Annotated in this window: 14 protein-coding genes; 8 read left to right on the top strand and 6 right to left on the bottom strand. The window is 67.8% G+C overall.

The features are described 5' to 3' along the window. Nucleotides 1-17: 17 nt before the first annotated feature. Entirely contained in the window at nucleotides 18-2,408 is a 2,391-nt protein-coding gene (gene metE, locus CBM2586_RS24715) for a 5-methyltetrahydropteroyltriglutamate--homocysteine S-methyltransferase (protein ID WP_115690402.1), read from the bottom strand. A gap of 130 nt (nucleotides 2,409-2,538) precedes the next feature. On the opposite strand from metE, the gene CBM2586_RS24710 reads away from it, so the two are divergent. Further along, the gene (locus CBM2586_RS24710) at nucleotides 2,539-3,462 is read left to right on the top strand and encodes a LysR family transcriptional regulator (protein ID WP_115664117.1); all 924 of its coding nucleotides are present in this window, start codon (nucleotides 2,539-2,541) and stop codon (nucleotides 3,460-3,462) included. 28 nt (nucleotides 3,463-3,490) lie between these two features. Here CBM2586_RS24710 and CBM2586_RS24705 read toward each other — a convergent pair whose 3' ends face one another. Next, nucleotides 3,491-3,832, bottom strand: a complete 342-nt coding sequence (locus CBM2586_RS24705; RefSeq protein ID WP_115690400.1) for an AsnC family transcriptional regulator — start codon at nucleotides 3,830-3,832, stop codon at nucleotides 3,491-3,493. Between the two features lie 152 nt (nucleotides 3,833-3,984). Between CBM2586_RS24705 and CBM2586_RS24700 the strand changes: the two genes are divergently transcribed. Further along, on the top strand, nucleotides 3,985-4,455 hold the full coding sequence (locus CBM2586_RS24700; RefSeq protein ID WP_012356231.1) for an Lrp/AsnC family transcriptional regulator: 471 nt from the start codon (nucleotides 3,985-3,987) through the stop codon (nucleotides 4,453-4,455). On the opposite strand, the gene CBM2586_RS24695 is transcribed toward CBM2586_RS24700, so the two are convergent. After that, on the bottom strand, nucleotides 4,456-4,986 hold the full coding sequence (locus CBM2586_RS24695) for a riboflavin biosynthesis protein RibA (RefSeq protein WP_115664120.1): 531 nt from the start codon (nucleotides 4,984-4,986) through the stop codon (nucleotides 4,456-4,458). 262 nt (nucleotides 4,987-5,248) lie between these two features. On the opposite strand from CBM2586_RS24695, the gene ribA reads away from it, so the two are divergent. From ribA to CBM2586_RS24680, 3 genes are all read left to right on the top strand, one after another. After that, nucleotides 5,249-5,845 (top strand): GTP cyclohydrolase II, encoded by a 597-nt coding sequence (ribA, locus tag CBM2586_RS24690; RefSeq protein ID WP_115690398.1) that lies wholly within the window; start codon nucleotides 5,249-5,251, stop codon nucleotides 5,843-5,845. A 107-nt stretch (nucleotides 5,846-5,952) separates the two neighbouring features. After that, on the top strand, nucleotides 5,953-6,453 hold the full coding sequence (locus CBM2586_RS24685; RefSeq protein ID WP_115664122.1) for a MarR family winged helix-turn-helix transcriptional regulator: 501 nt from the start codon (nucleotides 5,953-5,955) through the stop codon (nucleotides 6,451-6,453). Between the two features lie 25 nt (nucleotides 6,454-6,478). Next, a complete protein-coding gene (locus tag CBM2586_RS24680; RefSeq protein ID WP_115690396.1) occupies nucleotides 6,479-7,849 on the top strand; it encodes a serine hydrolase domain-containing protein in 1,371 nt (456 codons plus the stop codon). A 74-nt stretch (nucleotides 7,850-7,923) separates the two neighbouring features. On the opposite strand, the gene CBM2586_RS24675 is transcribed toward CBM2586_RS24680, so the two are convergent. From CBM2586_RS24675 to CBM2586_RS24665, 3 genes are all read right to left on the bottom strand, one after another. Further along, nucleotides 7,924-8,382, bottom strand: coding sequence for a nuclear transport factor 2 family protein (locus CBM2586_RS24675; protein ID WP_172587118.1), 459 nt, complete (start codon nucleotides 8,380-8,382; stop codon nucleotides 7,924-7,926). A 32-nt stretch (nucleotides 8,383-8,414) separates the two neighbouring features. Continuing rightward, the gene (locus tag CBM2586_RS24670; RefSeq protein WP_115690392.1) at nucleotides 8,415-9,419 is read right to left on the bottom strand and encodes a Bug family tripartite tricarboxylate transporter substrate binding protein; all 1,005 of its coding nucleotides are present in this window, start codon (nucleotides 9,417-9,419) and stop codon (nucleotides 8,415-8,417) included. Nucleotides 9,420-9,499: 80 nt separating this feature from the next. Then, nucleotides 9,500-10,438, bottom strand: a complete 939-nt coding sequence (locus CBM2586_RS24665) for a 2-hydroxyacid dehydrogenase (RefSeq protein WP_115664126.1) — start codon at nucleotides 10,436-10,438, stop codon at nucleotides 9,500-9,502. Nucleotides 10,439-10,540: 102 nt separating this feature from the next. On the opposite strand from CBM2586_RS24665, the gene CBM2586_RS24660 reads away from it, so the two are divergent. From CBM2586_RS24660 to CBM2586_RS24650, 3 genes are all read left to right on the top strand, one after another. Beyond that, nucleotides 10,541-11,464 (top strand): LysR family transcriptional regulator, encoded by a 924-nt coding sequence (locus tag CBM2586_RS24660; RefSeq protein ID WP_115664127.1) that lies wholly within the window; start codon nucleotides 10,541-10,543, stop codon nucleotides 11,462-11,464. A 215-nt stretch (nucleotides 11,465-11,679) separates the two neighbouring features. After that, nucleotides 11,680-12,618: a dioxygenase gene (locus CBM2586_RS24655; protein WP_115690390.1), complete on the top strand. Its 939-nt coding sequence runs from the start codon at nucleotides 11,680-11,682 to the stop codon at nucleotides 12,616-12,618. A gap of 41 nt (nucleotides 12,619-12,659) precedes the next feature. After that, nucleotides 12,660-13,409, top strand: a complete 750-nt coding sequence (locus CBM2586_RS24650; protein ID WP_115664129.1) for an SDR family NAD(P)-dependent oxidoreductase — start codon at nucleotides 12,660-12,662, stop codon at nucleotides 13,407-13,409. Nucleotides 13,410-13,427 lie beyond the last annotated feature (18 nt).

Genomic DNA, 13,427 nt, shown 5'->3' with positions numbered 1-13,427 from the left:
TGCGTGGGGCTAGCTTGTCAGTGCGCGTGCGTGGCGCAGGCAGTGCAGGCGCCGGCCGCGTGCGGCACTGGTGCGGTGCCGGCCGGGACGCTGCGTTCAACGCGCTGCCACGCCGCGATTCCTGGCGCCGACAGGCGCTGGCGCAGCGCGCGGGCCGCGCTGACCATGTTGGCCAGCGCCGCTTCGGTTTCTTCCCAGCCGCGCGTCTTCAGCCCGCAGTCCGGATTGACCCACAGCCGTTGCGGCGGCACCACCTCGCAGGCGCGGTCCAGCAGCCGCGCCATCGCCTGCACCGACGGCACGCGCGGCGAGTGGATGTCATAGACGCCCGGGCCGATCTCGTTGGGGTAGTCGAAGTCGCCAAAGCCTTCCAGCAGTTCCATCGCCGAGCGCGAGGTCTCGATGGTGATCACGTCCGCGTCCATCGCCGCGATCGCGGGCAGGATGTCGTTGAATTCGGCGTAGCACATATGCGTGTGGATCTGGGTCTGGTCCTGCACGCCGCTGGCCGACAGGCGGAACGCGGTCACGGCCCACTCCAGGTAGGCGTCCCAGTCGGCGCGGCGCAGCGGCAGCCCTTCGCGCAGCGCCGGTTCGTCGATCTGGATCACACGGATGCCGGCGTGCTCGAGGTCGCACACCTCGTCGCGGATCGCCAGCGCGAGCTGGCGCGCGGTAGTGGCGCGCGGCTGGTCGTCGCGCACGAACGACCACTGCAGCATGGTGATGGGGCCGGTCAGCATGCCCTTCATCGGCCGCTCGGTCAGCGATTGCGCGTAGCGGGCGGTGTCGACCGTCATCGGTTCCGGCCGGTACACGTCGCCATAGATCACCGGCGGCTTGACGCAGCGCGAGCCGTAGCTCTGCACCCAGCCGTTCTCGGTGAAGCCATAGCCGCACAGCTGTTCGCCGAAGTATTCGACCATGTCGTTGCGCTCGGCCTCGCCGTGCACCAGCACGTCCAACCCCAGTGCTTCCTGCTTGCGCACCGCCAGCGCGATCTCGGCGCGGATGCGTTCCAGGTATTCCAGCGCGCCGATCTCGCCGCGCCTGAACGCGGCCCGGCTCTGGCGGATCGCGGCGGTCTGCGGGAACGAGCCGATCGTGGTGGTCGGCAGCAGCGGCAGCGCCAGCGCCGCGCGCTGGCGCTCGATGCGCTCGGCAAAGGGGCTGGCGCGGTGCGCCATGGTCTCATCCACGCCAGCCAGGCGCTGCTGCACGCGCGGGTTGACCACGCGCCGCGAGGCCCGGCGCGAAGCCTGGGCGGAGTCCGATGCGGCCAGGGCGTCGGCGACGGCCCCGTCGCCCTGGTTCAGCGCGCGCGCCAGCACCGACAGTTCGTCGAGCTTTTCCGTGGCGAAGGCGAGCCAGGACTTCAGCTCGGCGTCGAGCCGCGCTTCCTGCGCCAGCGACACCGGCACATGCAGCAGCGAGCACGACGGCGCCAGCCACAGGCGCTCGCCCAGCGCGCCGTGCAGCGGGCGCAGCAGGTCCAGCACGCGGCGCAGGTCGGTGCGCCAGATATTGCGGCCGTCGATCACGCCGAGCGACAGCACCGCATGTCCGGGCAGCACGGCCTGCCATGCCGACAGTTGCGCGGGGGCGCGCACCAGGTCGAGATGGAAGCCATCGACCGGCAGCGCGACCACGCGCTGCGCATGGTCGGCGGCGCTGTCGAAGTAAGTCGCCAGCAGCAGCTTCGGGCGCGCCGCCGGGCCACCCTCATGCAGCGCGGCATAGGCGGTGTCGAAGGCGTCGAGCCAGGCCGGTGGCAGGTCGAGGCACAGCGCCGGCTCGTCGATCTGCACCCATTCGATGCCGCGTGCCTTGAGCTGGCCCAGGATGCGGCGATAGGCCCGCAGCAGCCGCGGCAGCAGCGACAGGCGGTCGAAACCAGGCACATGGCTCTTCGACAGCCACAGGTAGGTGACCGGGCCGATCAGCGCGGGACGGGCGCGCAGCCCCAGCGCCAGCGCTTCATCGGTTTCCTCGAAGAGCCATTGCGGGCCGCCGTCGAAGCTGGTGTCGGCGTCCAGCTCCGGGACCAGGTAGTGGTAGTTGGTGTCGAACCACTTGGTCATTTCCATCGCCGGCTGCTCGGGGTTGCCGCGCGCCAGCTCGAAATACTGCGCCAGCGTCAGTTGTGCCGGATCGAAGCCGAAGCGGCGCGGCAGCGCGCCCAGCAGCGCGCTCAGGCTCAGCATCTGGTCGTAGTAGGCAAAGTCGCCGGTGGCAACGGTGTCCAGGCCGCGTTCGGCCTGCAGTTGCCAGTGGCGTCGGCGCAGTTCGGCGGCCACCGTGCGCAGCTCGGCCTCGGTACGTTCGCCGCGCCAGAACGCTTCCTGCGCGAATTTCAGTTCACGGCGTTCGCCGATGCGGGGAAAGCCGAGGATATGGGTGCGTGCCATGGATGTTGCTCCGGTAGAGGTCTGGCGCACAGTGTCGGTTTGCCCATAAAATGAATCAAGCGACAAGTTTTAAACAACGTATGAATCAATTTCATATCAAGACGAGAGGGCGGCGGCGCGGGGGGCTTGCATGATCGAGGTCCGCCATTTGCGTTCGCTGGTGGCGATTGCCGAGTCGGGCCGGCTCGCCACCGCGGCCGAGCGCGTGCATGTCAGCCAGTCGGCGCTGTCGCACCAGATCAAGGCGATCGAGTCGCACTACTGCGTGCCGCTGTTCGACCGCACCCGCCAGGGGCTGCGCTTCACGCCGGCGGGCGAGCGCCTGCTGGCGCTGGCGCGCGAGGTGCTGGCCGCGGTCAGCGCGGCCGACCGTGATATCGAACGGCTCAAGGGCGACACCCGCGGCGAGTTGCGCGTGGTGCTGGAATGTCATACCTGCTTTGACTGGCTGATGCCGGTGATGGACGAATTCCGCCGGCGCTGGCCCGAAGTGGAGGTGGACCTGGTGGCGGGCTTCCATGCCGACCCGATCGCGCTGCTGCGCAACGGCCGCGCCGACATGGTGATCGGGTCGCAGCCGGCGGCGCGGCGCGGGCTGGAGGTGGCGCCGCTGTTCCGCTTCGAGATCCTCGCGGTCATCGCCAACGAACACCGGCTGCGCAACAAGCGCCGCCTCGAAGCCGCCGACCTAGCCGGCGAAACCCTGATCACCTATCCGGTGCCCGAGTCACGCATCGACCTGATCCGCGAGGTGCTGGAGCCCGCCGGCATCCACCTGGAGCGGCGCACCGCCGAACTGACGGTGGCGGTGCTGCAACTGGTGGCCAGCCGCCGTGGCGTGGCGGCGCTGCCCAACTGGGGCGTCAAGAACTACGTCGACCACGACTACGTGCTGGCCAAGCGCATTGGCGTGAAAGGGCTGTGGAGCGAACTCTACGCGACCGTGCCGGCCGCGATGGCGCGGCGGCCCTACGTGGCGGATTTTGTCGCGATCGTGCGCGATACCTGCGCGGCGCGGCTCGACGGCATCGAGCTGCTGGCGCCGGCCGCGTAGCGGCGACCGGAGCGGCGACCGGAGCGATTCAAGCCGTCAGCATCAGTTCGGCGGGCAGGTCGCGGCGGCTGGCGGCGCGCGGGGCCGGCTCGGCCATGGTGTCGTGGTCGGGATCGTCCACGTCCGCGACCAGCAGCTCCACGTCGAAGCCGTTATCGAGGCGGCGCAAAAACAGCCACAGCAGGCCAGCGTCGCCTGCCGTCAGCGTGGCATGCAGCACGGCCTGCGGGGCGGCGTCGAAGCTCAGCTGCTGCGGCGCCAGTCCGGTACGACGCGCATTGGCCAGCACCCATTCCATCGCGCCGAACAGGTCGGCAGGGGCGAGACGCAGCGACAGGCGCACGGTGGGAAGGTGGCGGGTGGCTGGCATGTTTCGTTTCCGGCAGTCGATCTATGCAGGTAAATTTACCAGCCGGCGCGCGGAATTGGCTTTCTGATTCTCTACGTTTTTGGCTCGTTATGAGGATAACAAACCTATTTTGCTAGAATGAAAAGGAGATTATTCTTTTTCGAAGGTGTTTGATGGCACAGTCACCCAAACTCGATGACACTGACCGCCGCATCCTGCGCGAACTGCGGCGCGACGGCCGCCTGTCCAATGCGCGGCTGGCTGAGCAGGTGGGGCTGTCGGCCACGCCATGCTGGAACCGCGTGCGCGCGCTGGAGGAAAGCGGGGTAATCGAAGGCTACGCCGCGCTGCTGAACCAGAAGGCGCTGGGCTTGCCCGACACCGTGCTGATCGAAGTCACGCTGGAGCGGCACGACGACGACATGCTCTACCGCTTTGGCAAGGCGCTGGCGGAACTGCCCGAGGTGATGGAGGCCTACCTGCTGACAGGCGAATACGACTACCTGATCAAGGTCGCCGTAGCCGGCACGCAGGGGTATGAGGAATTCCTGCGGCACAAGCTCTACAAGCTGCCCGGGCTGCGCCACAGCCGCTCGACCTTCGTGCTGCGCACGCTCAAGCGCGAGACTTCGGTCGAGCCGTGATCAGGCCGTCCTGAGCACTTCGCTGGTGGTGTTGCGCAGGGCGCGCAGGGCCTCGTTGCATTGCTGCGGCGTGGTGGGATGCACCAGCACCGCCCAGCGGCCATGCTGCACGGCCTCGCGCACCGGCGTGATCACCAGCTGGTGGTCCGGGCGCGCTGTCATCAGGCCGGCCAGCAGCATGCCGAACATCACGCCCAGGAAAATCGCCGCGCCGGCCGCCAGGCCCGGGCTCTGCATCACCGCGTCGATTTCCTGCCGGTGCAGGATGCCGACCACGGCGAAGCCGATCACGGCGCCCAGCGCTGCCATCATCAGGTGCGAGCGCACCGCGGTGTGGACGATGCCGTCGTTCTCGGGCTCGAGCTTGCGGCCGAAATGGGCCTCGTACGGGTGCACCAGCCGCACCTGCCCTCGCTTCAGGTGGGCCTCGTAGCAAACGCGCTCGGCGGCGCTGCTGGCGGCGAGCTTGGTGTCGAACAATGCCGCGATCTTGGTGCTTGCGGCCTCGGCAATCAATGGATTGGCTGTCATGGCGAACTCCTGCGGCGGCCGTGCCGCGCGGCGGGTGCTGCACACCGTTTCGGTGCCCGCCGGGGTCGACCCGTGTCCTGTAAACCGAGTCTAGAGACCCGTTCGAAACGCCTGCATAAGTCGACGGCGCTTGCGCTTGTAGGAATTAACCGACCACCCCGGGCGCCAGGCCCGGCGGGTAATTCCAGCGCGAACGCCCGATTCCGCTCATAATGTCGGCGGTGCCGGGCTGCGCCCCCGCCTATTGACCAAGAATTCCGGTATGAACGACACAGAAATTGAGCTGATCGACTCGGCGCGCCTGCCGACGCGATTCGGCGACTTTACGGCGCACGCCTTCAAGGGCGCCGATTCAGGCATCGAGCACCTGGCCCTCAGCGTCGGCCAGGTGGCGGGCGACAACGTGCTGATCCGCATGCACTCCGAATGCCTGACCGGTGACGTATTCGGCTCTTGCCGCTGCGATTGCGGGCCGCAACTCGAACTCGCCATGGAAAAGATCGCCGCCGAGGGACGCGGCATCCTGCTGTACCTGCGTGGCCACGAAGGGCGCGGCATCGGCCTGGCCGAAAAGATCCGGGCCTACCGCCTGCAAGACGGCGGCCTCGACACCGTCGACGCCAATCTGGCCCTGGGCCAGGCCATCGACGCCCGCAACTACGCCTTCGCCGCCGACCTTCTGCACCAGTGGGGTGTCAAGTCCGTGCGCCTGATGAGCAACAACCCGCTGAAGGCGGCAGCGCTCGAGAAGGCCGGCATTACGGTGTCGGAGCAACTGCGCCACATCGTCCCGTCCAACGCCGAGAACGAGAAATACCTGGCGACCAAGCGCACCCGCATGGGGCATTTGCTCGACTGACAGCGCTGACGCGCATGATGCCCCGGCAGGGGCATTTATTGGCCCATATAGTTGCCATTGGCAACTATTGCAAATAGAATCCATTCGCCGCCCCACCTTCTTTCCTCATGTCCAACGTCGCCCGCTCGACCCACTCGATCCTCGAATTCATGTCGTTCCGCCTGAACCGGCTCTGCGAAATGACCAAGAATTCCGCCTCCGGCTTCTACGAGCGGGAATTCGGTATCGGCCTGCGGGAATTGCGTGTGCTGCGTTTCGCCGGGTTGGAGCCAGGGCTGACGCTGACGCGCTTGATGGAACTGGTGCTGCTGGAAAAAACGGTGACATCGAAGCTGGTCACCGCGCTGTCCAGGCGCGGCCTGCTGCGCCGGGAAGTGGGCGAAGCCGATGCCCGGCAGCTGAACCTCTACCTGACGCCGGCCGGCGAAGCGCTGGTGGCGCGGACCTACCAGCGCGGCGACGTGCTGGAGAAGATGTTCCTGTCGGTGCTGACCGAGGCTGAAGTCAAGACCCTGGACCGCTGCATCGACAAGCTCACCAACGCCCTGATCGCGCATCAGCAAGGAGAGCAGGCAGCGGCGGACCGAGGCGAGGGCGGAGAACCCTGATCAAAAAATAATGCAAGGAGACAGCATGTTGTTGACGTCCCATCGTAAATCCCCGCGCTCATGGCGCCGCCTGGCTGGCGTGGCCCTGTTCGCGGCGAGCCTGCCGGCCTGGAGTCAGCCCGCCGCCGGCGCCGCCAGCGCAGCGCCTGCGGCTGCCGCACCGGCGACGACGGTGGCGGCGGCACTGGCCACCGATCCGAACCTCATGGGCTGGATGCAGGGCTTTCCACCGCCGCCGGACAAGCTGATCACCCATGTGCCGGGGGGCAACAGGTTTCCGCGCAACCGCTGGCTGTTCTCGCACGTGCGTGAACTGGGGCCGACCGTATCGGTATGGCGCGGCCCCGGCCCGGCCAGCACGCTGCCGCGCGCGGAGCAGGCCATCGGCGCGATCCCGTTCACCGACGCCGACGGTACGCGCCGCACCTTCGACGAGATGCTGGCGCTGACCTATACCGACGGCATCCTGGTAATGCACCAGGGCAAGGTCGTCTACGAGCGCTATTTCGGCGCGCTCGACAGCCATACGCCGCATATCGCGATGTCGGTGACCAAGTCGTTCGTCGGCACGCTGGCCGCGATGCTGGCGGCAGAGGGCAAGCTCGACCCGGCCGCGCCGGTGACGCGCTACCTGCCGGAGATGGCCGGCACCGCGTATGGCGATGCGACGGTGCGGCAGGTGATGGACATGACCATCGGCGTGCGCTACTCCGAGGACTATGCCGATCCGAAGGCCGAGGTCTGGGACTACGCGCGCGCCGGCGGCATGCTGGCGCGCCCGGCCAACTACAACGGCCCCGGCACCTTCTATGACTTCCTGAAGACGCTCCAGAAGGACGGCGGCCACGATGCCGCCTTTGCCTACAAGACCGTCAATGCCGAGGTGCTGGCGTGGATCGTGCGCCGTGCCTCGGGCCAGTCGCTGGCGAAGCTGCTGTCCGAGCGGATCTGGCAGCCGATGGGCGCCGAGCAGGACGCGTATTTCACCGTCGACAGCATCGGCACCGAATCCGGCGGCGGCGGCCTGAACACCACGCTGCGCGATCTCGCGCGCTTTGGCGAGACCATCCGCGGCAACGGGCGCTTCAACGGCAAGCAGATCATCCCGGCGTCGGTGGTGGCCGATATCCGCCGCGGCGGCAGCCGCGAGCTGTTTGCCAGGTCCGGCAGCGCCGCGGCGTTGCCGGGCTGGAGCTATCGCGACATGTGGTGGGTTTCGCACGACAGCCACGGCATGTTCCAGGCCGCGGGCATCCATGGCCAGCGCATCTACATCGACCCGCAAGCCGAACTGACCATCGTGCGCTACGCCTCGCACCCGGTGGCCGGCAACGCCGCCAACAACGCGATCACGTTCCGGGCCTTCAGGGCCGTGGCGGAAGCGCTGTCGCGCTAGCGCGGCGCCGCGAGGCGGGGCAACGGATGCGCAAGGCCGTCCGGGCTCAGCCTTGCGTCACTGGATCCGTTCGTTCACCTCGGCTGCGTCACCGCCTGCCGGGCGAACAATTGCCAGCCCGACGGCTGCTGCAGCCACACCGACAAGACCTGCAGGTGCACGGCGGTGGGGGACTTGCCAGCAGGATGGGTATCGGCGTCGAAGGTATAGCGGATGGTTGCGACCTGGCCGACCACGTCGATCTTCTGGTCGGTGAAATCGAGGCGTGTGAATTTCGAAGTGCCAGTGAGAAGTGCCTTCACCAGGCTGCCCTTGGTGTCGACCTTGGCCGACGAGTGGCCGTAAGTCAGATGCTCATGCAGCAAGGCGTCGAGCTGTACCGCGTCGGGTGCGAGCATGGCGGCGCGAAGCCTTTCGTTGGCCGCGGCAAGTTGCTGGGGGGCTTCCGATGTCTGTGCGTGCAGCGCTGGCGAGGTCGCCACGACAAGGGCAGGCAGCAGCGTGCGCAGGGTCCGGGAAAGCAGTGTGGTCATGGTGTCTCCTTTATTCGAGGTTGTCTGGTCGATCATTCCGCCTTGATGTTCTGCTCGCGGATAACCTTGGCATACCGTGTCGTATCCCGTGCCATCACGGAAGCAAACGCCTCTGGCGTGCTGCCGGACGGCACTGCACCCTGATCGGCGAGCGTCTGCTTGACCTTGGGATCGGCCAAAGCGGTGCGCACGTCCTGCGCAATCTTGCCGACGATGGCTGGCGGCGTGCCGGCGGGGGCCAGCATGCCGATCCACGAGATCGACTCGTACCCCGGTAGCCCGGCTTCGGCCACGGTCGGCACCTCGGGCATGAGCGGCGCGCGCTTCTCGCTGGTTACCGCCACGGCCTTGAGCTTGCCGCCTTTGATCAGGCCCATGGTTTCGTAGAGCGTCGCGAAGGCGTAGTTCACGTGCCCCGCCATCACGTCTGCCACGGCCGGGCCGCCTCCCTTGTAGGCCACGTGCAGCATGTCGACGCCGGCCTGGCGCGCAAAGACGGCGCCGGCAAGATGCATCGAGCTGCCGCTGCCGGAGCTGCCGTAGGTGACCTTGCCCGGCTCGCGCTTGCCCGCCGCGATGGCCTGCGGCACGGTGCTGGCGGCGTTGCCGCTGGCGGTCACCATGACCAGTGGCAGTTCCGCCACCAGCGACACCGGCGCGAAGTCCTTGACGGCGTTGTAGGGCACCGTCTTGTACAGCGTCGGGTTGATCGAATGCGTACCGATGTTGCCCATCAGCAGGGTGTAGCCATCCGGCTTCGCCCGCGCCACGTAAGCGCTGCCGATCTGGCCCGCGGCGCCTGGCTTGTTCTCGACGACGACGGCGTGGCCCCACAGTTCGGCCAGGCGCTGTGCGATCAGCCGTGCGCCGGTGTCGGTGCCGCCGCCCGGGGGGAAGGGCACGACGATCGTGACCGGGCGCTCGGGGTAAGCGCCGGCGTGTGCTGCCTGCGGAGCGACGGCGACGACGGCCGTCACGGCCAGCAAGCCGGGCGCAAGCAGTGAAAGGGAGTGGGCGAACGGATCGCGGTTTGGCATGAGTGTCTCCGGAAAATTCTTGTGGCGCTCCTGGCTGGCGCCTGTTCGATGAAGCGATGGCCGTCCGCGCGGACGGGGGCCTATGCCAGCACGGTGTCGGGCGGGCGCTGACCGGCCAGGCCGGCGCGCAGATTGGCCAGCACGATCTCGCCCATCGCGTCGCGGGTTTCCCAGGTGGCGCTGGCGCGATGGGGCTGGACCACGACGTTGTCCATCTGGAGGAGGGCGGCGGGCACGGCGGGTTCGTCGGCGAAGACATCCAGCCCGGCGCCGGCGATGCGACCGGATGCCAGCGCACGCACCAGTTCCGACTCGTCCACCAGCCTGCCGCGCGCGACATTGACCAGTACGCCATGCTTCCCGAGCGCGTCCAGCACGGCGGCATCCACTACCGGCCTGGCGCCGTCGGCCGAAGCGGCCAGCACCAGGGCGTCGCAATTGGCAGCCAGCGTGGCGATGTCCGGCATGAAGGTGTAAGGCACGTCGGTAAAGGCGCGCAGGTCGGTGTACGACACCGGGCAGTCGAAGGCCGCCGCGCGCGCGGCAATGGCCCGGCCCACCCGGCCGAGGCCGACGATGCCGACGCGTTTGCCGCTGAAGCGGTGGGCCAGCGGCAGCGGGGCCTTGCCCCACTGGCCGGCACGCACGTAGCGCTCGGCCTGCGTCAGGCGGCGATACACAGCAATCAGCAAGCCGAGCGCCTGGTCGGCAACGTCAGCGGTCAGCACGTTGGGGGTGGTGGTCACGTGGATGCCGCGCTCGCGTGCGTAGGTCAGGTCCACCGCGTCGGTGCCGACGCCGGATACCGCCACGATCTTCAGGGCCGGGAGGCGGCGCATTTGCGCTTCCCTGAGGCCGAGCGAGCCGCCGGTGACGACTGCCTCGATGCGCGGGCCGATCTCGTCGAGCAGCGCGTCGGGCGTGGTGGTGCCATACAGGCGGTGAATCTCGTAATCGGCCTGCAGCCTGGTTTCCAGGCTGGGCACGACCGGCTGTGTCAGGAGAATGGCGCGTTTCACTGGCGAGATGAGGTCGGGTTGGAATGGGCCGAGTATAGGAACTCGATCAATGCATGTCTAAACTACAATTTGCATTGATCAATCCAAGAATTGGCACGATCCATGATTCCCGACCTTAACCAGTTGCGCTGCTTCATCGCCGTAGGCGAAGAGCTGCATTTCGGCCGTGCAGCCGCCAGGCTGTTCATGACCCAATCGCCGCTGAGCCGGCAGATCCGGCTGCTGGAGGAGACCCTCGGCGTGCGGCTGTTCGACCGCAACAGCCGCGCGGTGCGGCTTACCGCCGCCGGCGCCGCGCTGCTCGACGACGCCCGGCGCCTGCTCGCGCTGGCCGGCAACGCAGTCGACACGGCGCGCCGGATCGACCAGGGCGTGAGCGGCAAGGTGCGTATCGGCTTTACCGCGGTAGCGGGCTACGATCTCGTGCCGAACCTCATCGCAACGGCCGGCGAAGCGCTGCCGGAGATCGAGGCGACCCTGCATGAAATGGTCACGGTCGCACAGGTCAGTGCGCTGCAGGCGGGCACCATCGACCTCGGCTTTATGCGGCCGATCGCTGACATGGAGCCGGAACTGCAATGGCGCCTGGCAGTCAGCGAGCCGCTGCAGCTGGCAATGCCGGCGGGACACGCGCTGGCGCGGCGCAAGCAGATCGGCAGCAAGGACCTGGCAGGCCTGCCGTTCATCCAGTACTCCGCGACCGAGGGCAAGTATTTTCATGACCTGATCGGTTCGGTACTGGCCGGTACGGCGCGGCCGCCGCGCGTGGTTCAGCAGATGAGCCAGACCCACAGCGTGATCGCCCTGGTCCGCGCGGGCCTCGGCGTGGCGCTGGTGCCAGCGTCGGCGCGCCACCTTCACTTTCCGCAGGTGTTGTTCCGCCCGATCTGGCGCGACGACGTGCGCGCCGAATTGCACCTGATCTGGCGGGAGGCAACACATAACCCGGCGTGCCGTGTATTCGCGGACTTTGCCGCCGCGTACCTGGAACGGCGGGCCCAACAGCAGGTTTCCGCTGCGTTTTGACGAGACGGCTGGCAGCGGGTCACAAGCCGGTTGCTATCTCCGCACTTTGCTACACCTAGGGGTTTGTCCCAGCCTCCCGCCGTAGCGCCTTGAATTTATTGCGCTAATCGCCGCTGTCGCGCCATCCGGCCCGAACCGCGCAGCGAAATCGCCTTGACCGGATTTCGCCGGCGGCGATAATGCAAGCCACTGCAAACGTTTGCAAAGGAGGGCAGATGGATACATACCTGGAACCCGAACAGCGATCCCCGGACCGCCCGCTGTCACTGGTGGACGACGAGTGGTCGGTCACCCGCATCGTCGAGTCCGCGATGGCGGACACGGCCGATCCGCGCCTGCGTCTTGTCATGGGTGCGCTGGTCAGGCACCTGCATGCCTTTCTGCGGGAGGCGCGCCTGACCGATGCGGAATTCGAGTTCGCGCTCGAGTTCGTGGCCCGCCTGGGTCAGGCCACGCACGCCACCCACAACGAAGTCGTGCTGGCAGCGGACGTGCTCGGATTGTCGACCCTGGTGACCGTGATGAACAACGGCACACGGCACGGACGCACGCCCGGGGCGCTGCTGGGCCCGTTCTACCGCGCCAATGCGCCGCGCTATGCGTGCGGCGACTGCGTGGTCCAGGACAACGCGCCCGGCCTGCCCATGTTCGTCAGCGGCACGGTGCGCGCCACCGATGGCACGCCGCTGCCGGGGGCGCTGGTCGAGGTCTGGCAGGCTTCGCCGGTGGGGCTGTACGACAACCAGGATCCGAACCAGCCCGACCGCAACCTGCGCGGCTGCTTCCATGCCGATGAAGGCGGCCACTACCATTTCCGCTCCGTGCGCCCGGCAGGCTATCCGGTGCCGACCGACGGCCCGGTGGGCGCCTTGCTCGCCGCGCAGCGCCGTCAGCCATACCGGCCGGCGCATATCCATTTCATCGTCGCGGCGCCGGGCTATCGCACGCTGGTGACGCAGGTATTCGCCGATGAACCGGCCCAGCTGGAATCCGATGTCACCTTTGGCGTGCACCGCCAGCTGGTCGGCCAGCTGCAGCGGCACGACCACGGAAGCAGCCCGTGGGGCAACGTGCCGGCGCCGTTCTTTACGCTCGCCTTTGATTTCACGCTCGAGCCGGGCGAGCAGACCTTTCCCAGGCCGCCCATCGACTGAGCGCTGCTTTCGCATCATCCCTGACTACCCATATCGAAACCATGAGCGCATCTTCTCTTTCCGGCAAGGTAGCCGTGATCCTCGGCGGCAGCGGTGGCATTGGCCTGGCGGCCGGTGCAACGCTGGCGCACCTGGGCGCCAGCATCGTGCTGGCGGGCCGCGATGCCGACAAGACGGCCAGCGCCGCGGCCGCGCTGCCGGCCGGCAACCACCTGGCCGCGGTGGCCGAGATCGGTGACAGCGCATCGCTGCGCCAGCTGGCTGACACGGCCAGCCACCACTACGGGCGCGTGGATATCCTGGTGAACAGCGCGGGCTTTACCCGGCCCATCCCCCATGCTGACCTCGACGCGCTGGACGACGGCCTGATCGACGCGCTGTTCGCCATCAACTGGCGCGGCCAGTTCGCCGCGATCCGCGCCTTCGCGCCGCTGCTGCGTGCCCACGGTGACGGGCTGGTGGTCAATGTCGGCTCCATCGCTGGCCGCACCGGGCAGGGCAGCAACGTGGCCTACTGCGCGGCCAAGGCCGGCCTGGACGTCATGGCGATGTCGCTGGGACGCGCGCTGGCCCCGGCGATCCGCGTGCTCAATGTCTCCCCGGGCGTGGTCGACACCGGCTTCGTGCCGGGGCGCGACGACAGCTTCAACGAGCGCGCCGCCCGGACCACGCCGCTGCGCCGCATTGGCCAGGCGCAAGACGTGGCCGATGCCATCGCTGCCTGTGCCACTTCGCTTCGCTTCGCCACCGGCACCACCATCGTCGTCGATGGCGGCCGCCAGCTGGGCTAGCGCCCAGCCACGCCAATC

The sequence above is a fragment of the Cupriavidus taiwanensis genome (assembly GCF_900250115.1).
In the GTDB taxonomy this organism is placed as follows: Bacteria; Pseudomonadota; Gammaproteobacteria; order Burkholderiales; family Burkholderiaceae; genus Cupriavidus; species Cupriavidus taiwanensis_B.
The sequence above is the reverse complement of the archived record's forward strand: the minus strand, read 5'-3'. Positions and strand labels throughout refer to the sequence as shown.